Source organism: Staphylococcus sp. GDY8P119P, from assembly GCF_017892075.1.
Classification (GTDB): domain Bacteria; phylum Bacillota; class Bacilli; order Staphylococcales; family Staphylococcaceae; genus Staphylococcus; species Staphylococcus ureilyticus.
Genome location: NZ_JAESKJ010000006.1, coordinates 946,306 through 967,833 on the forward strand (window position 1 = coordinate 946,306; position 21,528 = coordinate 967,833).

Genomic DNA, 21,528 nt, shown 5'->3' on the forward strand with positions numbered 1-21,528 from the left:
ATGTAATTAATTTCTATTGTATAACAAATTAATGTGCGTCTAAAGTAAGTTAGCAAAATTAAATTGTATTTAGCAATGTTTTATAAGTAGAAATGTAAAAAGTATTTTCCACTTATTGAATGTGACTTAATTTAAAATTAAAAATACCACCTTAACTGGTGGTATTCGCAATCATTAATAAATTAGTCGATTTTACAATTTTATTTTTATTTCCATCTTGGTTTATTAAAATCAGTATTAGGTTTGTTAATACCAATGTTTTCTTTTAAATACAGTTCAGGGTTTTTGGCAATTTGGACTGCAACAGCAGCAACACTTTTTCTGGAAACTTCTGTTCCCTTAAATAATTCATTTTTATGAGTAATCTCATAATCAATTTCGTTAATATCTGATAACCATGCAGGTCTTAAAATAGTATAATCGAGGTTTGAACTTTCAATGATATCAGCTGCTTGTTTATAAATAGGTAAGTGATTATGGATTTGTTTATTTACCCATTCACCAAATTTACCTGGTACCTCATTGTAAATACCAAGAGCCGCTACAAATATTAAACGATCAACGTGATTTTGTTCCATAGCTTTAACAATAGTACTTGCTTCTTTATCTAATTCACCAGAAAGGCTAGCAAATACAATATCTACATCTTCCATTGCACTGTTAACATCCTCGAAGTTTGTAGCATCTCCTTCACGTACACGGATGCGATCTGATGCATAATCAGGTAATCTGTTAGCGTCTCTTAAAAATAATCTCAGCGTATATGAGGTGTTTTCTAAAAAAGAATTAATAGCTGCTTTAGAAATAGCTCCATTTGCCCCTAATATTAATACTCTCGTCATATAATCACTCCATTATAATATATGATTAAAAATAATAGTGTATATAATAAATTTTCGATTGGTTCACTTTTTATCTAATTTTACAATACTACAAATGCATAATTTATACTAATGATATATTTGCGACATTGAATATAATAAAATGACCGATTTGATATGTAAACATGTTTTGAACAATTTCAAAACATAATAAAAATCGTAAAGATAACTTATATAAAGTTACCTTTACGGAATTGAAAATATCGTTTAGTGAATAACAGGGTTATTATTCTTTTTAATTTTTACATATTGTGAAATACTATAAATTACAATGCCAACCCAAATAAAAATAAATGTAATAAATTGATCGATGCTAAAAGGTTCTTTGAATAAGAAAATACCTAATACAAACATAATTGTCGGTCCGATATATTGTATAAAACCAGTCAGTGATAGCGGAATTCTACGGGCGCCAGCTGAGAATAGTATAAGTGGAATTGCCGTTACAGCTCCTGAGAAGATTAACCAGAAAGATGAGGTATTATAGCCAAACGTTAAACTACCTTGTTGCCATATGTACCATAGGTATATAATGCCTGCTGGTGCAGTAACAATGCATTCTATTGTAATACTACTGATTGCATCAATCGGTACGATTTTTTTAATCAATCCGTAAATACCAAATGAACATGCTAGTAGTAACGAAATACTAGGGAATACACCGACTCTTATAGTCATATACAAAACACCGATAACTGCAAATCCAATGGCAATCCATTCTAATTTATTAAATCGCTCTTTAAGAAAAATTAACGCTAATAGAATACTTACGAGTGGATTAATGTAGTAGCCTAAACTGGATTGCAATACGTGGCCATTCGTAACAGCCCATATAAAAGTGCCCCAATTAATTGTTATTACATAACCAGCAGCTATGATAGCAATGAGTTGTATAGGATTTGCTATGAGCTGTTGTAAATCACGTTTAAATGGTGCTGTATTGTTAGTGACGACTACCACTATTAACATAAATATCATTGAAAGTATAATTCTAAAAGCTAATATTTCAAAAGCACCAATATCTTCTATTAAATCCCAATATATAGGTAAAATCCCCCATAAAATATATGCACCAAAAGCAAAAAATATGCCTTTTTTAAACTCGTTATTCATTTGTCACACCTCTTTCTGATTGCTCATGCAGTCTATTTTTTAGGTTTTTTACTCCCCCAGTACTGATAGTAAGTACACTCTATATAACCATTAAATAACTTTCGTCTTTTGGTTGCTTTTTGATTAACTAAAAATTCAAATTCATTGTTACTTGTTAAAATATAAGTTGATAAGTAAGGATGCTCCTGCATTAATTGGCCGATATAACGATACATTTCTTCCACTTCTGCTCTATCGCCAATGCGTTCACCATAAGGTGGATTGCCAATCAATGCAACTGGTTCTGCCGACTCAATTGATAAAGTGTTAACATCTTGAACTTTAAAGTTAATAATGTCTGATAAGCCAACCTCTTCAGCATTTCTACGTGCTATTTCTATCATTTCTGGGTCAATATCTGATGCATATATCTTTAAAGGTCTATCATAATTAGCTTGTTGATCAGCTTCATCTCTCAATTCATCGTATAATCTATCAGGCATAATATCCCATGTTTCTGAAACGAAATCTCGATTAAAACCGGGTGCAATATTTTGAGCAATTAAACATGCCTCAATCGCAATCGTTCCAGAACCACAAAATGGATCAATCAATGGTGTATCACCTGTCCAATTTGCTAATTTAATTAAACTAGCAGCAAGTGTTTCCTTTATAGGTGCTTCACCTTGAGCTAGTCTATAACCACGTTTGTTAAGTCCTGATCCAGAAGTATCTATTGTCAGTAGTGCTTTATCCTTTAATAGAGATACTTCCACTGGATATTTAGCTCCCGATTCATCTAGCCACCCTTTTTCTTTATAAGCAGATTTTAAACGCTCTACTATTGCTTTTTTAACGATTGCTTGGCAATCTGGCACACTATACAAAGTAGATTTTACACTACGACCTTGTACTGGAAAGTTTCCTTCTTTTTCGATGATTGTTTCCCAAGGGAGTTCTTTCGTCTTTTCAAATAATTCATCAAATGTTGTTGCATTAAATTGTCCAACAACAATCTTTATTCTATCAGCAGTTCTTAACCATAAATTACATTTAACTATTGCTGCTTCATCACCTTCGAAAAAGATTTTGCCGTTTTCTACTGTTGTTGTATAACCAAGTTCTTGAATTTCCTTAGAAACAACTGCTTCTAACCCCATTGGGCACACAGCTAATAATTGATACATTGTTTTGCTCCTTTTTTAAGTGGATTTAATTTTATTTTATCAAAAGTTATTTTAAATAGATATGACCTTACTTCTGTTCTGGATTATATTATGGCTTTATGTTAATTTTAAACATTAAAAAAGCTCTCCTAATTGGGAGAGCTTGGGGTCTAGTAATGATGTTTCTATAAGCCATGTTTTGTACCTTTGTACTGCCAACGTGTACTAGTTACACTCGTACGCTGGTGGTAACCATCTGTCTACATACTTTTAAAGTATGCCTTATTTATACGTTGAATTCCGTTAAATAAGTGCTCCTACCTAATTTGGATTGCTCACTCGAGGGGTTTACCGCGTTCCACCTTTTATATTTCTATAAAAGCTACGTCACTGTGGCACTTTCAAACTATTTTAACCGTATCTAAAGACTTAGGTTATTTCGTTGCCGTCAACTTAATGCCTTGACTTATTGTTTCATCAAGCACGAACACTACAATCATCTCAGATTGTGTGAGCATGGACTTTCCTCTATATCGCTATAGCGATTACCCAAAACACCATCTTTAAGAGTATATCACTTTTCAAAGATCAGAACAAATAAAAATAAGATAAGTTTTGAGAAAAACAAAACTTATCTTTATGTACGCAATTATAACTACTTGGACATCGCATTTGTTATGATTGCTTGTTTTATTATTTACCAAAAACTGCTTTTTCTAAGTTTGAAATTCTTTTTAGTATATCGACGTTGTTATTATTAGTAGTATTGCTTGCAGCATTCCCATTTGCTGAAAAGTTTTTGTTTTCTTGTGGTCTTGAAGTAGCCACACGCAATCTCAATTCTTCTAGTTCTTTTTTTAGTTTATTGTTTTCTTCGGAAAGTTTAACAACTTCATTATCTAAATCTGCCATCTTTTGATAATCTGCTATGATGTCGTCTAAGAAAGCATCCACTTCTTCCCTTCTATAACCACGTGTCATAGTTTTTTCAAAATCTTTTTCATAAATATCTTTAGCTGATAGTTTTAATGAAACATCTGACATATTTTTTCCACCTCATTCGAAACTTTGTTCTTGAGACCACTGTAAATCGTTGATAAATTCTGTTAATTCATCAAACGAAACAACGTCACAAGTATAATTTGTTTTTTCCATAAAATCAACTAACATTTGCTTAAAGTATTTTGGACTAGCTTCTTGTTCTTCATCATATATTAGTAATGTTTGATCTGTATGGTCGAGCATAAATTGATCTGTTTGTTTAAATTGGTGTGGTCCCACATATGATGTATGAAATACACTATCTACAAAATCAGCATGCTGTACAATGTGATTATATTTTGCTTGATTCTGTTCATTCCATCTATCTGTGTGGCCATAAAATGGTGTAACGACACCAAGTTTAAGATCAGGATACGTTTCTTTTAAATCAATTACTACTTCAGCAGTCCATAATTCTATACCCATCTGTCCTTGTATTAATACCCATTCAAGTCCTTCTTCAATCAATGATTTTAATTTATGTGCTATAAATTTTTTTAAATATGAAACTTCAGGTGCGTCATCTTTAAAGATATTAAGTTCAAATGACTTGTAGCCAGTCACATAAATTGTCTTTATCATAATTTAGCATCACTTCTTTGTATATAACTTAAATCATATTGTACTGCCTTGACTTTTTCAGTAAATAATTTCCGGTTAGTCCTTTTAAAATGACATTCAACGGACAGTGATTCAATATTTGAAATAAGTAAATCAAATTTTTTCTTATTCATATAGGATAATCTTAGTATTTTAGGTTCGAAGGTGCTAAACGTTTCTAACAGATTATCTATGTAACTCGTAAATGGAACAACATCTTTGTAAAAGTCATAATCTATATCTTTCGATTTGACTGTTTCGTATCTATTTTGCATCTTTTGTACATCATTTAAGAGTTGGGTAATTAATTGTTGCATGAAGTTTCCTCCTACATATTAAATTTACCATAAATGAATTTGATAGTCATTTGAGAAACAACGAACTTACATTTATGTCATATTATAGGCTTATTTATAGGGAAATATTGTTTAATTGAGAAAAGCACGTTAAAATAAATATTGATGTATGTACAGATACATTGCTTTATATTTCATAGTTTGGAAAAAATAACTGTTTTCATGTATAATGGAAAAAGTTTTTGAAACCAAATTAAAGTGGTGAAAAACAATGAATTATCCAAATGGGAAACCATTTTACGGAAATAAGTCTCAAGTCGGACGAACTTATAAGGATGATAAGAGTAAAATAAATTATGGTGGCAGAGGTATGTCACTTGAGAGCGATATTGAATTATCTAATACGCACTATTTGAAACTTGGGCAAGCTGTTATACATAAAAAGCCCACCCCTGTTCAAATAGTTAATGTTCATTATCCTATGAGAAGTAAGGCGGTAATTAATGAGGCTTATTTCCGAACGCCTTCGACTACTGATTACAATGGTATTTATAAAGGGCACTATTTAGATTTTGAAGCGAAAGAAACTAAAAATAAAACTTCATTTCCATTGAATAATATGCATGAGCACCAAGTGATACACATGGATGCTTGTTATGATCAAGGAGGTATTGTTTTTTTATTAATTCGCTTTAAATTATTAGATGAAGTTTATTTATTGCCTTATTGCAAATTTAAATATTATTGGCATCGGTACAAAAAAGAAATTAAAAAGTCGATTACGGTTGAAGAAATTAGAAAAAATGGTTACTATATTCCTTATCAGTATCAACCAAGATTGAATTACCTCAAAGCAGTTGATAAGTTGATATTAGATGAAAGTGAGGACCGCGTATGACGGAGAAAAAAAGGACTTCTGATTCAAAAAAGAATGATAAGTCCGGAGAAAAAAAGAATAGGAATATAAAAAGAACGATTATTAAGATAATCGGATTTCTCATCATAGCCTTCATTGTTCTAGCATTAATTGGTATTTTGTTATTTGCATATTATGCTTGGAAAGCACCAGCATTTACAGAATCAAAATTACAAGATCCAATTCCTGCTAAAATATATGATAAAGATGGCGATTTGATTAAAACGATTGATAATGGGCAAAGACGTGAACATGTTGATTTAGATGAAGTACCTAAAAACATGAAAGCAGCTGTCTTGGCTACAGAAGATAATCGTTTCTATGACCATGGTGCACTTGACTATAAACGTTTGTTTGGTGCAGTGGCTAAAAACTTTACGGGAGGATTTGGTTCACAAGGTGCATCGACATTGACGCAACAGGTAGTTAAACGTTCATTCTTAACGGATCAAAAATCAATTGCCCGTAAAGCACAAGAAGCTTACCTATCATATAGACTTGAACAAGAATATAGTAAAGATGAAATATTTGAGATGTATTTAAATAAAATTTACTATTCTGACAGTGTTTATGGTGTGAAGGCTGCAGCTAAATATTATTTTGATAAAGATTTAAAAGATTTAAATTTAGCTGAATCGGCTTATCTTGCTGGTTTACCACAAGTTCCGAATACTTATAATATTTATGATCATCCAAAAGAAGCAGAATCACGTAAAGATACTGTTTTATACTTAATGGAATATCATAATCGTATTACTAAGAAGCAAAAAGAAGAAGCACAAAATACATCATTAGAAGATAATCTAGTAAAACGTGATTCGGAAGAACGTCAAGTTAGTGATAAAAGTTCAAATCCTGAATACGATTCTTATGTTAACTTCGTAAAATCTGAATTAATGAATAATAAAGCATTCAAAGGTAAAGATTTAGGAGAAGTTCTTAACAGTGGTGTTAAAATCTACACAAATATGGACAAAGACGTACAACAAACGCTTCAAGATCGTGTAGATAATGGTGGTTACTATAAAAACGAAGACCAACAAGTTGGTGCTTCTATCGTAGACAGTGAATCTGGCGGATTAGTGGCAATATCAGGTGGTAGAAACTATAAAGATATTGTTGATAGAAACTTAGCTACAGATGCACACCCTACTGGTTCATCATTAAAACCATTCTTAGCTTATGGCCCTGCTATAGAAAATATGAATTGGGCTACGAACCACGCAATTCAGGATGAAGAAGCATATCAAGTTGATGGTGTTACATTTAGAAACTATGATACTAAAGGTCACGGCGAGGTTAAATTGTATGACGCTTTACGTCAAAGTTTCAACATTCCAGCATTAAAAGCATGGCAATCTTCAAAAGAGAACGCTGGAAATGACGCACCAAAAGATTTCGCAAATAAAGTAGGTTTGGAATATGAAGGAGATATTGGACCTTCTGAAGTATTAGGTGGTTCATCATCAGAATTCTCTCCTACTCAATTAGCATCTGCTTTTGCATCAATTGCAAATGGTGGCGAATATAATAATGCGCATTCTATTAAAAAAGTAGAAAAAGAAGATGGGGAAACAATTAATTACGATCACACAAGTAAGAAAGCAATGAAAGATTCCACTTCTTATATGCTTGCAGAAGTACTTAAAGGTACATTTGAAGCATATGGTTCTGCATATGGCCACGGTATATCTGGTGTAAATGTTGCAGCCAAAACTGGTACAGGTACTTATGGTGATCAAACTTATCAACAATATGGTTTACCTGACGATGCTGCAAAAGATGTATGGATGAATGGTTTCACGCCAAAATACAGCATGTCTGTGTGGATGGGCTTCAAAGAAGTTAAACAAGGCGGCGTAAATTCATTTGTTGGTCATGACGAACAAGAATATCCGCAATATTTATTCGAGGATGTAATGAGTAATATCTCACCAAGAGACGGCAAGGACTTTAGTAAACCTGACTCAGTAAATGGTGATAGTAAAGACAGCCTATCTGTTGCAGGACATCCTGATGACAACACAACAAGTAATAAGCCTCGAGGACAAGGTGGAAGCAGCAGCAGTAGTAGTAATAATAATAGCGGTGGTAGCAATAATAACAACAACAATAACAATAATGCATCATCAGCTAGCTCGAACAGTAATAATGCAAATAATTCTACTGGTTTATCAAGAGCACAATAGTGTCCAAATAAATTTTTGAACAAGTAACTAAGTGCTTAATAAACACTTGATTATCATTATTCTTTACTAACAAATAAACGCCAATTTCTATTGAAATATTATAGAAATTGGCGTTTTCTTTATTTTATAGAGTTTTCGTAACTAATTGAAGATTGATGGCTTTGTATGAGTGAGCAACTGACTATCAAGTATTGAGCTTTCGCTCATGCATAAGTCCCATTAACCCAACAAGTTGGGAAGTGGTTTTAAGGATTACCTGAGCTTCTGCTCATGCATAAGTCCCACTAACCCAACAAGTTGGGAAGTGGGACTTTAAGGATTACCTTTGTTTTTTCTACGTATTTGATAGGATGCATTCATTTTTATTAATTCTGATTTGACTGTCTTCATTTGACTGTAACCCATAAAATGGTATTTACGGGCAAGCATATATTGATAACGCTCTTTAAAATTCATTGGTACAACTGGATAATCGTTTAATTGTTCAAAATCAATCGTATGAATGTGATTGATTTGTTTAAAAAAAGACTCAATCATATCAAAGTATTTATCAATTAATACCTTGGCTTCAGAAGAATTTAATTTCTTCTGTTTAGAAAATAAATCTATTTGTTCTTCTAATTGTTTAAACGCTTCTTTTGAAATCAATTGTGTCACACTTCTTTCAAACTGGCTTTATATCTTTTTTGCCCTTCTCTACATTCATTAAATAAGGGGCATATATCACATTTAGGGCTACGTGCTAAACAGTGATAGCGTCCGAAGAAAATAAGTTGATGATGTGTTTTATTCCAACGTTCTCTAGGTACGACTTTACACAATTTATCTTCTACTTGTCTAACATTATCTTTCCACCTACAAATGCCTAAACGTTTAGCTACACGTTCTACATGAGTATCTACTGCAAGTGAAGGCTCATTAAAAGCAACACTCATCACTACGTTTGCTGTTTTACGCCCCACTCCAGCTAGACTTTCAAGTTCGGCATGTGTTTGCGGAATCACCCCGTCGAATTTATTTAGTAATGACGCACATAATTTTTGAATGTTTTTAGCTTTATTTCTGTATAAACCAATGGTACGCAGATCATTTTCTAATTCTGATATATCTACATTTAGATAGTCTTCAGGTGTTTTGTATTTTTTGAAAAGCTCTCTAGTGAGTTTATTTACAGAAACATCTGTAGTTTGTGCTGATAATAGTACTGCAATTGTTAGTTCAAATGGGTTATCATGTACGAGTTCACATTCAGCGTTTGGGAACATATTAGCAATGACATCGATCATTTCTAAAGCTTTTTTATTACTTATCATCTTGATTCTCCTCATTTAGCCAATCAAATTTAGGCACTTTTTTAACAGTATGTTTCATTTTAGGTTGGTTAAACTGTTGACTTATTTTTTTGGAATCCTCAATGGTTTTTACATTATTTTTTTTCCAATTTAATAAAATTCGATCAATGTATTTAAAACTCATTTTGTTCTGACTTTGCGCTTCATCTAATGCTGCTTGAATCACACTTAAGTCGTGTTTATCTATGTCTAACCATTGGTTTAATGTTTCGATTTCATACGGTGATAATGGTCTACCAAAAGCTTGCTCAATCTGTTGGAAAAGTTTATTGAATTCAAGTTCAACTTGTTTTTGGTTACTATTATTATTAACGTGTTGCATAATATCATTTAGTTTATGATAGAACTGATCGAGATTCATATATTCAGTGAATTTACCTTCTTCGTCTTTGTTAACATTTAACTCTAATAAATCACGTTGAATAAGATTTTGTATAATAGCAGTAATTTCTCTAGAATCTAGTGATGTGCCTTTTTGTAAAGATTCAATGGATGGTTGTTTATTGGTCGTTTCCGACGCGTAAATTAATTTTATTAAGATAACTAATTCACGCTCATTGATACCTAATTCATTATAATAATCTAGTAATTCTTTACGAATTACAACAGGTCTAGTTTTAAGCATATCTATATTCAAAAGCACCCCTCCTTATCATGTGTAAATATTATAAAAAAGTCCAGCCGTAAAATAGACTGGACGTAGTTTAGGTAGTTTCTTGTATTGATAATATTATGGATATAGTCGATTTAATAAACGAGGGAATGGTGCAGTTTCACGAACATGCTCTACACCTGATAGCCATGCGACTGTTCTTTCTAGACCTAAACCGAATCCACTGTGAGGTACACTACCATAGCGACGTAAATCTAAATAGTAACTATAACTTTCAGGGTCTAATTCAAATTCATCGATACGTTGTTCTAATAATGCAAGGTCATTGATACGTTCAGAACCACCGATTATTTCTCCATATCCTTCGGGTGCTATTAAATCTGCACACAACACTGTATCCTCATTATCTGGATTTGGTTGCATATAGAAAGGTTTGATTTTTGTTGGATAATTTGTAATAAATACAGGTAAATCGTAATGATTTGCAATTGCAGTTTCATGAGGCGCACCAAAGTCTTCTCCCCATTCGATATCATCAAAACCTTGTTCTTTCAAGAATTCAACTGCATCATCATATGTGATACGTGGGAAAGGCGTGGTAACTTTTTCAAGCTTTTCAGTGTCACGTTCTAAAATATTTAATTCTAATTTGCAATTTTCTAGTACTGATTTAACAACATGTGTCACATATTGTTCTTGAATTTCTAGGCTTTCGTTATGATCGCAAAACGCTTTTTCAGCCTCTATCATCCAAAATTCAATTAAATGACGGCGTGTTTTAGATTTTTCTGCACGGAATGTAGGTCCAAATGAAAATACTTTACCATGAGCCATTGCAGCTGCTTCTAAATAGAGTTGACCACTTTGAGATAAAAAAGCATCTTGATCAAAATATTTAGTATGGAATAGTTCACTTGTACCTTCTGGTGCACTAGCTGTTAAAATAGGTGGATCTATTTTGGTAAACCCAGTATTATTAAAGAATTCATATGTTGCACGAATAATTTCGTTTCTTATTTTCATAACTGCATGTTGTTTTTTTGAACGTAACCAAAGGTGACGATGATCCATTAAGAATTCTGTACCATGGTTTTTCGGTGTGATTGGGTAATCATGAGCTTCTGCAATGATTTCAATAGATTTCACTTGCATTTCATAACCTAAATCAGAACGATTATCTTCTGAAATAACGCCAGTAATATATAATGAAGTTTCTTGCGTAATATCTTTAGCTAACTGAAAAGTATCTTCATCTACATCAGCTTTTACTACGACACCTTGCATAAAGCCAGTACCATCTCTTAACTGCAAGAATGCAATTTTACCACTTGAACGTTTATTCGTTAACCAAGCACCTATCGTTACTTCTTGGTTAATGTAATGTTTTGCTTCTTTTATCGTTGTTTTCATAACCAAACTCCTAATATTTTTGTAGTCTTCTTTTATTAATCCTTATACATTTTAACAAAATCAAGGTACAACTTCTAGTTGCGCGAGTTACTTTTATGATGTATTGTCTCTTTTTTTATTTTTTTAAGTAAGCTTGAAAATTGTTTTATATCGCCTTTCTTTTGACGATAACTTTCTAATGATTGTTCAAAGAATTGTTTGTAATTACTTTTAATTAAACGATCATCAAATGATACGATGATACCTTTATCTTGCTCATTTCTAATAAGTCTGCCTAGTCCCTGCCTGAAACGAGTAACAGCATCAGGTAAAACGAAATCTTTAAATGTGGAAGTGAATTCAGATTCCATTAACCAATATTTCGTATTGTTATGATTCATAAAAGGTAATTTTGTAATCATTACACACTTGATACCATTTGATTGGAAATCAAAACCTTCAAAGAATATGCTAGTCCCTAATAGGATGGCTTTAGAAAAACTATTAAATTGCTGTACAATTTTATAGTTTTGATTTTGTTGTTGTGTGAGTATTACGTAATCCTCAAACTCAGGTAATTCATTCAAGAGTTCTTGTACCATATGCATCATCTTATAACTAGTGAATAGAATTAAACATTTTGATTCAATAACTGTTGTATATTCTATAACATAGTTGACAATAGAGCTCACATAGTCATCAATATTTTTATAATTATATGAAGCGACATCATTTGGTATAAATACAGTTGTCTGGTTTGAAGATACTGTTGCAGTATCAAGCTCATAAGTATTAAATATGATGTCCTTATTAAACCATTGCTTGAAATTTTCAAATGAGTGATTAAAAGTTAAGGTACCTGAAATAAATGTAAGTGCATTAAATTTATCTAACACTTGTTTTGTTAATATTTCTTTCACATCATAATCTTTTACATTTAATTTGATTGTAGATTTTTGGTTAATGTTTTTAATGGATAAATAACTAGTATGATTATTTTTTAAACTAGTTTCAATTGCTCTAAACTTATCATTAATATAAAGTAATTGTTTTCTTACTGTTTTAATTGTTTTATGGCTCATGCCGTTAAAGAATTCTAAGGTCATATTTAATTTATGAATGATGGCATGCAAATCATTTAAAATAGGTGTTACATCGAAATGATATACAAAATGAACTTTATGCACTTCATCATCATGTATTTCTGATTGTTGGATGCTATTAAACATCGTACTAAACAATTGTTCGTTTAAATCATGTATTTCATTGATATTTGTTTTAAGGCCAAAAACATCGATTGGTGGTATATCTAATTTTTCAAGTATACGTTGTTGTTCTAAATGGTCGATAGCGGCAAGTAGTTTATCGTTTTCAGTTTTACCAATTAGGCCTAATTGGTATTTGACATCAGAATAGCTTAATTCATTCGTAACTTGGTTTAATGCGTAATCAGGTAACCTATGGGCTTCGTCAATGATACAATCATCAAATAATTGATAAATTGTATTGTCATGTGAAGCATGTATTAAATGAGCGTGATTTGTTATACCAATTTGTATATTTTTTGCGTTGCGCTTAATAAAATTAAAATAATTAATGTCATTACGCACTGGAACATAAGTTTCTAACTTTTGTTCATAATACATTTTTTGTCCGCCTTTTAAATCTAACTCTTGTATATCTCCAGTATGTGTTTCTGTAATCCAGATCAATAATTGCATTTTCAAAATGCTAACTTCGTAATTATTAGATTCATCTTTTAAGATTTGACTGATTAATCCTAACGAAATATAATCTCGTTTACTTTTGATTAAAGATGCATTTATTTTAAAATTCAATGCTGATTTTAATGCAGGTATATCTTTTACCAACAACTGATTTTGTAATAATTTTGTATTTGTAGAAATCATTACATGTTTTCCTGTTTGTATGTTATACATTAGTGAAGCTAATAAATATGAAAATGATTTACCACTCCCTAACGGCGCTTCAATCATAGCTTTCTCGCTATGCATCAACTGTTCTAATATAATTTCAGCTAAATATAATTGTTGGGGTCTATATGTTAAATTTAATTTTTCAGTAATGTCTGTATAAAGATCTTTTAAAGTTCCGTCAAAGTTTACTGTGGGCGCTTTAAAATCTCTTTGCTTTTTATAAATAATCTGTTCAAATTGTTCGAAATCTTCACTTAGTTGTTCATGGTTATGGTTTCGAGCCATTTCAAAAAGAATATCATGTAAATCATATTTTAAATTTTTACTTAAATAATAAAGTTGTTTTAAAGTATCTAAATGTAGTGCTTCGAATTTATTGAAAGCAAGTATCATAAGTTGTGCAGTCGTTGCAGCATCTTCATCCGCACGGTGGGCATTATTTAACGTAATACCATGTGCTTCTGCTAATTCACTTAATTGATAACTTTTATCTGTTGGGAAAGCAACTTTAAACAATTCTAATGTATCTAATACTTTTTTGGGTCTATATCTGATATTACATTTTTTAAATGATTTTTTTATGAAATTTAAATCAAAAGTTACATTATGTGCGACAAAGATACAGCCTTCAAGTTGTTTGTATATATCGTCAGCAATTTCATGGAAATATGGTGATTGCTTTAGCATTTCATCTTCAATTGAGGTTAATGCTTGAATAAAAGGAGGAATTTCTAAATCTGTTTTTACCATAGAGTGATAGGTGCCAATTATTTTATTATCGCGGACGAAAGTAATACCAATTTGAATAATTTCATCGTAGTCTAATTGGTTGCCTGTTGTTTCTAAATCAACAACAGCGTAGCAAGGCTGTGTCATTTTCATTCCTCCTTTTCTTATAAATTTATAGTTCTATATCTGCACTCATGAGTTTGTGTTGTGTCTGTTGCTCATCAATGACAATTAGATAACCATGCTCATCAATATCTATAGCTTCACCTTGAAATTGTTGACCATTTTCAGTGAATTTTAAAGTTCTATTCCAAATATTTGAAGCTTCAATGTATTCATGTCGTATCGTGGAAAACGGCTGGCTTAAAAATTGATGGTAACGTTTTTCAATCTGATTTATTAATTGCTCTAATAAATGATAACGATGTATTTTTTGGTTAGCATGTATTCTCAAGCTCGTGGCCTTTGATTGCAACTCACCATGAAAATCTTCAGGCAAGTGATTCATATTTATGCCAATACCGCATATCACCGCTTCTATACCATCACTATTAGCTACCATTTCAGTCAAAAATCCACAAGCTTTTTTTCCATCAATATAGATATCGTTTGGCCATTTAATCGTTACTTTCTCATTACTAAATTGTTGCATTGTATCTCTGATACCTAATGCTATAAACAAGTTAAACTTTGTTATCATTTCAAATGGGACATTTGGACGTAACACAAGAGACATCCATAATCCTTTGCCACGTGATGAATCCCATGGTCTATTGAAGCGCCCTTTTCCTTTCGTTTGCTCATCACTTAAAATTAAAAAGGTGTTTGAGTTTCCAACTAATTTTTGTTTGGCGAGTAACTGTGTGGAATCAACTTGCGCTTTGACCTCTACATGATCAAACATTTTTTGTTCATCGATTAAAGGTTCTACAATCCCACTATACCATTTATCAGGTAGTTCAATTAAGCGATGTCCTTTATGGTTAATTGATTCAATTTCACACCCTTCTTGCTTAAGTTGATCAATTACTTTTTTGACTGCTGTTCGAGAAATTGAAAGATGTTCTGCAATAAACTGTCCAGAAATATATTCTGACTGGTTTGTATATAAGATTTGAATAACATCTTTACTGTATTTCGACATGTGACTTCACCCACCTAATGATTTCTGGTTTAATATTTTGAACATCTCTATTGATAATAGCAATCTCAATATCTCTCAATAGTGTTTTTAGCCAAGGACCGCTTTGCTTATTAACTGCCTCAAGGATATCTTTACCATTAATATCAATATCCTTTCTTGAGTGAATAGGTAACTTTTTAGATTCTTCTTTTACAGATTGTATATTTATAATAAGCGGTGAAAAAGAAGGTAAATGGTTTTTAATATGTAAATCAATGAAATTTAATATTAATAGTATATCTTGTTCACCATAATCATAAAGAAGTATTTTAAAGTCTGATTTAGATTTAATATTGGGTAATTGATTAAGTAGCCGTTCTAATTTACCTATATACTTTTTTTCATTATTACTAATTTTTAAATCATTAAGCGCACCATTTACTAAAGGTTGTTGTGCTTTCAATAAAGCTACAAATAAAGTGAACGGAATGGCTTCATCTAAAATAAAATCATTTAGTTTATAATGTTTGAAAAAAGGAATGTAATTAAATGCATTCAAGTACTGTAAGTTTTCAAAACTATGGGCTACATACTTACCAGAAGTGAGTTTTTTTAGTTCAACCACAATTCGTTCAATTGATAAATATTTAATATCATGGATATGTGATTTCATACCATAAAAAGTTTCATTTTCTAATGCAAATCCTAATTGTGCTTGAAAACGTAGACCTCGAATAATCCTTAACGCGTCTTCATTAAAACGTTCATGCGCATTGCCTACGGTTCTAATTATGTGATTTTCAATATCTTGTTGACCATTGAAGTAGTCGTGAATATGAAAATCGGCGTCCATAGCTATTGCATTCATTGTGAAATCACGTCTTTTAACATCTTCATATAATTCACGCACAAAAAAGACTTCGTTAGGTCTTCGATGATCATCATAATCACCTTCTGCACGAAATGTTGTTACTTCATAGTGTTCATCATTATAGACAACATTGACTGTGCCATGTTCTCTACCTATAGGAATTGTCTTTTCGAAAATAGCTTCTACTTCTTCAGGCGTCGCACTCGTAGTAATATCAATATCGTGTATTGTTTTATGCATTAGATAATCTCTCACAGAACCCCCAACAAAAAATGCTTGGTAATGGTTAGATTGTAAAGTTTTTAATATTGGTTTTGCTTGTTCGAATAATGTTTTAGTCATGATTACCCTCTAACATTTTTTTATAATAATATTCATATTGGTCTGCAATTAAATCTGAAGAAAAACGTTCAGCAACATCATCCAACATTTGCTGCTGCATTTTTTTATAAAGTTCATCATCTGTCAACAATTGTAACGCATACGTACTGGCTGTATCACTATCACCAATATTTACTATAAAACCTGTTTCGTTATGTTTAATTACTTCTTTGATACCTCCAGCAGTAGATCCAATTGGAAGTACACCTGATTTCATTGCTTCTAACAATGTGAGACCAAAGCTTTCCTTCTCACTTAATAATAATACTAAATCTGATATTTGATAAAATTCACTCACCCAATTTTGTTTACCTAAAAATAACACAGCATCTTCAATGTCTAATTCACGTGCTTTTGCTTTCATATCCATTAATTGAGGTCCATCACCTAATAAAATAAGTTTTGATGGCAATTTTTGGTGTATCTTTGCGAAAGTTTCAATGACTGTATCAATTCGTTTGACAGCTCTAAAATTAGAAACGTGAATAATCACTTTTTCTTCAGGTTCTATCCCGTAACAAGCTTTTAATTTGATATCAGATTCAGTTGGCATTGAATGTTTTGTAGGGAATTCATTTTCTCTAACGAAATTATAAATTGGAATGATTGTTTTATCTGTTTCAATAATATCAGTCGTTTGTTCTGCAAGTGATTTACTGACGCTTGTCACTACATCGCTACCTTCTATACCAAATTTAATCGCATTTTTTAATGAGTGATCATATCCCAATACTGTAATATCAGTGCCATGTAGGGTAGTCATTATTTTAATGTCTTTACCAGACATGTGTTTTGCTAAGATACCGCAAACAGCATGCGGTACGGCATAATGCATATGTAATAAATCTAGGTCATATTCATTGATTACTTCAGCAATCTTGGTACTTAAGGTAATATCGTAAGGTGCATATTGGAATACAGCATATTGATTCACTTCAACTTGATGAAATGTAATATTAGGTAAAGGTTTTCTAATTCTAAAAGGTATATTCGATGTTATAAAATGGATATCATGTCCTCTTTCTGCTAATTTGATTCCCAATTCAGTGGCGATAATTCCAGAACCACCCATAGAAGGGTAACATGTAATTCCTATTTTCATAGGTGGCACATCCTTTCTTAAACAATATCAATCTATTTTCTTTCAAAACGATTTTTATCTCGTGTATTAAACTTATCCATTGTTTCGTTAAAACTTTCAGTCATATCTATATCTAAGGAATTAGCTATACATAGTAACACGAATAAATTATCTCCAAGTTCTGCCTTTACCGTGTTTGCAGCTTCACTATCTTTTTTCTTTTTTTCTCCATAAAAATGATTGATTTCTCTTGATAACTCTCCTACTTCTTCTGATAACCTTGCGAGATTTGCTAGAGGTGAAAAGTAGCCAGTTTTAAATTGATTTATATAGTCATCTACTTCGATTTGCATGTCTTTCATCGATTTCATGATAAACGCCTCTCATTCTATCAGTTTCTTTTATAGTATAGACTAATTCTATGATTCATGCATTATTCCTGCAACCTTTATACACTATTCAATATGAATTAAGTAGTTAAATTAAATGATAATGTGATATGCTGAGGTATAACAATAATAGATGTAAAGAAAGTCACCATTTTAAATCTATATTTAAAAAATAATAATTGTATATATAAAAAAAGAGATTGGGCAAAATGATTGCCTCAACCTCTTATCCTAATTTTATCAACCTAAGCGTTGTGAAACAGTGAAATAAATTTAAATAATTTATATTTCTGTCTCATTTGCATGGATAAATTATTCACTTGATCTAGCGATTAAAATGAAACGTGCAAGTTCTGCTAATGCTACAGCAGTGGATGCAACGTAAGTCATTGCAGCAGCTGATAATACTTTTTTTGCATGGCGATATTCTTTTTCATTAACAATATCTAAGCTTTTAATTTGTTTCATTGCTCTACTACTAGCATCAAATTCGACTGGCAAGGTAACAATTGAGAACAATACTGCGAATGACATTAATGCAATTCCTATCCAAAGTGCAGTTGAACCCAATGTACTCTGTAAACTCGTTAAAACAATACCAGCAAACACTGCCATGTAACCTAAAGAACTACCAATATTTGCTAAAGGTACTAATGAAGTTCTAAATCTTAAGAAGAAATATCCTTGGGCATGCTGTATAGCATGTCCTACTTCATGGGCTGCAATTGCTGTACCAGCAACTGAAGGTCTATTGAAGTTTGCTGGTGATAAGACAAGAACTTTTTTACTAGGATCATAGTGATCTGTTAGAAATCCTTTACCTTCGACAACATCTACATCATAAATTCCATTTGAATGGAGTATTTCAAGCGCTACTTCACGCCCTGTTTTCCCACTAGTTGATCTCACTTGAGAATACTTTTCATAGTTAGATTTAACCTTGTGTTGTGCCCATAGAGGCAGAACCATTAAAATAACAAAGTATATAATCATATAAATAAAAGACAAAAATCCTCACTCCTTTATAAACATTTTACTGTGGACGTTAATAATGGTCAAATATTTTATCTTTTTTAAATAGAGTTAAACTTAAATATAAAACTAAAGGTATAACGCTTAACCAGAATGCTAAGTATGCAATTGCTTCAATGTGACTTGCAATAAAATCATAAAAAGGATATTGCATAAATACATAATCGATAATGTCATTATGAAACACCCATATCATCGCTACGAAAAAGGCAGAAATCGTCACTTTAAATCTTGGATAAAAAATAAAACCTTCAATTGCCATAATGCCGTGAGAAAGTATCAACATACAACCTGTAATTGTAATCATATCGTATTGAATAAAAAGAATGATATTCATAATTACAGCCCATACTCCATACTTGATTAATGTGACAAAAGCGAGTGCTTCGATGATTGGTAAGTTCTTGTTAACAATCAAACCTAGAATAGCAATACATAAAAATAATGATGCAGTTGGGCTATCAGGTACAAATGGTATAAATTGCCAAGGTGTAGCACTCATTTGTGAACCGTACCAAATATACCCGTAAACTGTGCCTAATAAATTACATATTAATAAGAAATACAGCATACCTTTATTAAAAATGATAAGTTGCCATAGTGAGTAAATGTTCATATAGTCAATCCTTCGATAATGTATTAAGATTCCTCAACTTAAATGTATTTAGGATTTGAGATAATTGATAAAATAAAGCTCTATCCTGAAGTTGCAGACTTAAGTCAATATTGTCTTGTAAATATTTGATAATAGATGATTCACTTTGTTTTGATAATGGCAAACCATATATATCTTGAATATATACGTCATAATATGGAGAGTGAAGTAATTGTGTTAACAATAAATCGTCTAATTTCGTATCTCTAGAATCTTCGTTATTTAAATATAATTTGATATCAAAAAAGATATTTTGATTTGCGATATAGTCAAATATTTTTTCATTATTAATATATTGTTGATCCTCTACTATAAGTTTTATGGCGATGTTGTCTGTATTCACAGTTGCAATTTCTAAAGTGTTATGACTGGGAATTTGCTCATCTACAAAGTATATTTTTTGTAAAAGTTCAGGTGAGGATTTTATCAAATTTAATACCCATACACTAATTCGAGATTTAAAACGATACTGAAATAATACGTATTCTATAAAACTTGCTTTTAATTGTTGTAAGGTATCAGTCAATATACTCACCTTCTTTACTTTTTAGAATGATTGCAATCTTTCAGCTTCATCATGCCAAGTTTCGTTCGATGGGTCTATTTCTAGCAATTGCTTTAAGATTTGTTGTGCTTGTTCTATATAACCTATTTCAACTAAATAGAAATAATAATCACTTAAAAATGCTGATTGCGTTCTCATGGTTGGATAGGCTAATTCAAAGAAATGTTGTGCTTCTTTATCTCGCTCTTCTTGACCTAAAGCATGTGCTACATGCCACATAAATACGGGATCTAAATCTTCTTCATCTACATATTGTAATAAGCTAATAATTGAATCGTAATCTTCTTCTTGTCTAAAGAAATCACTCAAGATTAAAAGTGGTTCTTGATAAGCATTATCTACGTCTAAGGCTTGTAGTAACAATTGTACACCTTCATTAGCATCTCCGTGTTCTATTTGAATACTACCTGTTGATACCATTAATTCTTTATAAAATTGACTCAAGCGCAACCCTTCTTTACCAATTTCAATGGCATCTGCATGATTATGCTCGTTTTCATATAATTGTTGTAGATAAAAGTAGCCCTGTAGGAAGTCTGGATCTTTTGATAATAGTGTTTGCACTAATTTGATAGCTTCCTGTGTTAAGTCGTTTTTTTCATAAGCAATGGCCTTTTTGAAGTATATTTCTGAATCCATTTCATCTTCGCTGATTTCATTGAACATTGTGATGGCATCACTATAATTTCCACTTTGTAAGCTACAATCAGCTAAACGTGAGAATAAATTAACATTATTGATTTGATATTCTCCCGTTTCTAATACCGTTTCATATTCTGAAGAAGCACGTAAATATTGACCATCAAAATAAAGTAATTCTGCCAATGCGAAATGTATGATTGGGTCGTTTGGTTCAATATCAATAGCTTCTACTAATTTATCTATAGCCACTTCAAGCATATTTAATTGTTGGTATAAATCTGCTTCTAGCATCAAACGTTCTGTAGATAGTTCAACAGTGCTTAAATATTCTAATGCTTCATCTGTTTGATCTTCCGCAATCAGTCCTTCAATGAAATAAATTAACAGTTCACTTTCATCTGGGTATTTATGATAAAGTGTACGAAATACTTCAAGACCTTGTGGCATTAGTCCAAAGTTATATAATGTTTCACCGAGTATAAAGAGCGCATCATCTTTTGGAGAACTTAGCGCGTCATTTACCCGTGTATCTAAGTTATCTAGTTTTTGTAAGTTGATATCATCTATAAGTTTATAGATATCTTCCAT

The 21,528-nt window shown here is 31.6% G+C and carries 21 protein-coding genes and 1 other RNA gene; 2 read left to right on the forward strand and 20 right to left on the reverse strand.

The features are described 5' to 3' along the window. Positions 1–206: 206 nt before the first annotated feature. From KA830_RS08620 to KA830_RS08650, 7 genes are all read right to left on the reverse strand, one after another. Positions 207–842, reverse strand: a complete 636-nt coding sequence (locus KA830_RS08620; protein ID WP_046208250.1) for an SDR family oxidoreductase — start codon at positions 840–842, stop codon at positions 207–209. 246 nt (positions 843–1,088) lie between these two features. Further along, positions 1,089–1,994, reverse strand: coding sequence for an EamA family transporter RarD (gene rarD / locus KA830_RS08625; protein WP_046208249.1), 906 nt, complete (start codon positions 1,992–1,994; stop codon positions 1,089–1,091). 32 nt (positions 1,995–2,026) lie between these two features. Further along, the gene (locus tag KA830_RS08630) at positions 2,027–3,160 is read right to left on the reverse strand and encodes a THUMP domain-containing class I SAM-dependent RNA methyltransferase (protein ID WP_064208950.1); all 1,134 of its coding nucleotides are present in this window, start codon (positions 3,158–3,160) and stop codon (positions 2,027–2,029) included. Positions 3,161–3,322: 162 nt separating this feature from the next. Beyond that, positions 3,323–3,696, reverse strand: an RNA gene (gene rnpB / locus KA830_RS08635) — RNase P RNA component class B. A gap of 136 nt (positions 3,697–3,832) precedes the next feature. Next, positions 3,833–4,183 carry a cell division regulator GpsB gene (gpsB, locus tag KA830_RS08640; RefSeq protein WP_204180016.1) on the reverse strand — a complete coding sequence of 117 codons (351 nt, stop codon included), beginning with the start codon at positions 4,181–4,183 and terminating at the stop codon, positions 3,833–3,835. 12 nt (positions 4,184–4,195) lie between these two features. Then, complete coding sequence (locus KA830_RS08645) at positions 4,196–4,762, reverse strand: SLOG family protein (protein ID WP_204180015.1); 567 nt, start codon at positions 4,760–4,762, stop codon at positions 4,196–4,198. Beyond that, on the reverse strand, positions 4,759–5,097 hold the full coding sequence (locus KA830_RS08650) for a DUF1798 family protein (protein ID WP_210134182.1): 339 nt from the start codon (positions 5,095–5,097) through the stop codon (positions 4,759–4,761). The genes KA830_RS08645 and KA830_RS08650 overlap by 4 nt, the downstream gene beginning before the upstream one ends. A 250-nt stretch (positions 5,098–5,347) precedes the next feature. Here KA830_RS08650 and recU point away from each other — a divergent pair, with 250 nt between their 5' ends. Both recU and KA830_RS08660 read left to right on the forward strand, forming a co-directional pair. Continuing rightward, complete coding sequence (gene recU / locus KA830_RS08655) at positions 5,348–5,974, forward strand: Holliday junction resolvase RecU (RefSeq protein ID WP_046208244.1); 627 nt, start codon at positions 5,348–5,350, stop codon at positions 5,972–5,974. Then, entirely contained in the window at positions 5,971–8,181 is a 2,211-nt protein-coding gene (locus KA830_RS08660; protein ID WP_070658553.1) for a transglycosylase domain-containing protein, read from the forward strand. Before recU ends, KA830_RS08660 begins: the two co-directional genes overlap by 4 nt. A gap of 312 nt (positions 8,182–8,493) precedes the next feature. Here the strand turns inward: KA830_RS08660 and KA830_RS08665 are convergent, their stop codons facing one another. The 13 genes from KA830_RS08665 to KA830_RS08725 all read right to left on the reverse strand — a co-directional run bounded on the left by KA830_RS08665 (position 8,494) and on the right by KA830_RS08725 (position 21,528). After that, a complete protein-coding gene (locus KA830_RS08665) occupies positions 8,494–8,829 on the reverse strand; it encodes a YpoC family protein (protein WP_064208947.1) in 336 nt (111 codons plus the stop codon). A 5-nt stretch (positions 8,830–8,834) separates the two neighbouring features. Then, positions 8,835–9,494: an endonuclease III gene (gene nth / locus KA830_RS08670; RefSeq protein WP_046208242.1), complete on the reverse strand. Its 660-nt coding sequence runs from the start codon at positions 9,492–9,494 to the stop codon at positions 8,835–8,837. Further along, positions 9,484–10,158 (reverse strand): DnaD domain-containing protein, encoded by a 675-nt coding sequence (locus KA830_RS08675; RefSeq protein WP_431011155.1) that lies wholly within the window; start codon positions 10,156–10,158, stop codon positions 9,484–9,486. The genes nth and KA830_RS08675 overlap by 11 nt, the downstream gene beginning before the upstream one ends. 105 nt (positions 10,159–10,263) lie before the next feature. Further along, positions 10,264–11,556 carry an asparagine--tRNA ligase gene (asnS, locus tag KA830_RS08680; protein WP_046208240.1) on the reverse strand — a complete coding sequence of 431 codons (1,293 nt, stop codon included), beginning with the start codon at positions 11,554–11,556 and terminating at the stop codon, positions 10,264–10,266. A gap of 74 nt (positions 11,557–11,630) precedes the next feature. Then, a complete protein-coding gene (locus tag KA830_RS08685; RefSeq protein WP_210122812.1) occupies positions 11,631–14,348 on the reverse strand; it encodes a helicase C-terminal domain-containing protein in 2,718 nt (905 codons plus the stop codon). Positions 14,349–14,373: 25 nt separating this feature from the next. Further along, entirely contained in the window at positions 14,374–15,345 is a 972-nt protein-coding gene (locus KA830_RS08690; RefSeq protein WP_192945979.1) for a biotin--[acetyl-CoA-carboxylase] ligase, read from the reverse strand. Then, positions 15,329–16,537: a CCA tRNA nucleotidyltransferase gene (locus KA830_RS08695; RefSeq protein WP_046208237.1), complete on the reverse strand. Its 1,209-nt coding sequence runs from the start codon at positions 16,535–16,537 to the stop codon at positions 15,329–15,331. Before KA830_RS08695 ends, KA830_RS08690 begins: the two co-directional genes overlap by 17 nt. Further along, positions 16,530–17,678, reverse strand: coding sequence for an N-acetyl-alpha-D-glucosaminyl L-malate synthase BshA (gene bshA / locus KA830_RS08700; RefSeq protein WP_064208942.1), 1,149 nt, complete (start codon positions 17,676–17,678; stop codon positions 16,530–16,532). Before bshA ends, KA830_RS08695 begins: the two co-directional genes overlap by 8 nt. 32 nt (positions 17,679–17,710) lie before the next feature. After that, the gene (locus KA830_RS08705; protein WP_019468926.1) at positions 17,711–18,028 is read right to left on the reverse strand and encodes a nucleotide pyrophosphohydrolase; all 318 of its coding nucleotides are present in this window, start codon (positions 18,026–18,028) and stop codon (positions 17,711–17,713) included. A gap of 330 nt (positions 18,029–18,358) precedes the next feature. After that, a complete protein-coding gene (locus KA830_RS08710) occupies positions 18,359–19,054 on the reverse strand; it encodes a zinc metallopeptidase (RefSeq protein WP_046208235.1) in 696 nt (231 codons plus the stop codon). A 37-nt stretch (positions 19,055–19,091) separates the two neighbouring features. Continuing rightward, positions 19,092–19,694, reverse strand: a complete 603-nt coding sequence (locus tag KA830_RS08715) for a DUF1405 domain-containing protein (RefSeq protein ID WP_064208941.1) — start codon at positions 19,692–19,694, stop codon at positions 19,092–19,094. A 4-nt stretch (positions 19,695–19,698) separates the two neighbouring features. After that, the gene (locus tag KA830_RS08720) at positions 19,699–20,259 is read right to left on the reverse strand and encodes a YpiB family protein (RefSeq protein ID WP_204180013.1); all 561 of its coding nucleotides are present in this window, start codon (positions 20,257–20,259) and stop codon (positions 19,699–19,701) included. Between the two features lie 21 nt (positions 20,260–20,280). After that, entirely contained in the window at positions 20,281–21,528 is a 1,248-nt protein-coding gene (locus KA830_RS08725; RefSeq protein WP_204180012.1) for a tetratricopeptide repeat protein, read from the reverse strand.

Coding starts and splice junctions, on each gene's coding strand:
- KA830_RS08620 (WP_046208250.1), bottom strand. CDS start 842: ATGACGAGAGTATTAATATTAGGGGCAAATGGAGCTATTTCTAAAGCA.
- rarD (WP_046208249.1), bottom strand. CDS start 1,994: ATGAATAACGAGTTTAAAAAAGGCATATTTTTTGCTTTTGGTGCATAT.
- KA830_RS08630 (WP_064208950.1), bottom strand. CDS start 3,160: ATGTATCAATTATTAGCTGTGTGCCCAATGGGGTTAGAAGCAGTTGTT.
- gpsB (WP_204180016.1), bottom strand. CDS start 4,183: ATGTCAGATGTTTCATTAAAACTATCAGCTAAAGATATTTATGAAAAA.
- KA830_RS08645 (WP_204180015.1), bottom strand. CDS start 4,762: ATGATAAAGACAATTTATGTGACTGGCTACAAGTCATTTGAACTTAAT.
- KA830_RS08650 (WP_210134182.1), bottom strand. CDS start 5,097: ATGCAACAATTAATTACCCAACTCTTAAATGATGTACAAAAGATGCAA.
- recU (WP_046208244.1), top strand. CDS start 5,348: ATGAATTATCCAAATGGGAAACCATTTTACGGAAATAAGTCTCAAGTC.
- KA830_RS08660 (WP_070658553.1), top strand. CDS start 5,971: ATGACGGAGAAAAAAAGGACTTCTGATTCAAAAAAGAATGATAAGTCC.
- nth (WP_046208242.1), bottom strand. CDS start 9,494: ATGATAAGTAATAAAAAAGCTTTAGAAATGATCGATGTCATTGCTAAT.
- KA830_RS08675 (WP_431011155.1), bottom strand. CDS start 10,158: ATGCTTAAAACTAGACCTGTTGTAATTCGTAAAGAATTACTAGATTAT.
- asnS (WP_046208240.1), bottom strand. CDS start 11,556: ATGAAAACAACGATAAAAGAAGCAAAACATTACATTAACCAAGAAGTA.
- KA830_RS08685 (WP_210122812.1), bottom strand. CDS start 14,348: ATGACACAGCCTTGCTACGCTGTTGTTGATTTAGAAACAACAGGCAAC.
- KA830_RS08690 (WP_192945979.1), bottom strand. CDS start 15,345: ATGTCGAAATACAGTAAAGATGTTATTCAAATCTTATATACAAACCAG.
- KA830_RS08695 (WP_046208237.1), bottom strand. CDS start 16,537: ATGACTAAAACATTATTCGAACAAGCAAAACCAATATTAAAAACTTTA.
- bshA (WP_064208942.1), bottom strand. CDS start 17,678: ATGAAAATAGGAATTACATGTTACCCTTCTATGGGTGGTTCTGGAATT.
- KA830_RS08705 (WP_019468926.1), bottom strand. CDS start 18,028: ATGAAATCGATGAAAGACATGCAAATCGAAGTAGATGACTATATAAAT.
- KA830_RS08715 (WP_064208941.1), bottom strand. CDS start 19,694: ATGAACATTTACTCACTATGGCAACTTATCATTTTTAATAAAGGTATG.
- KA830_RS08725 (WP_204180012.1), bottom strand. CDS start 21,528: ATGGAAGATATCTATAAACTTATAGATGATATCAACTTACAAAAACTA.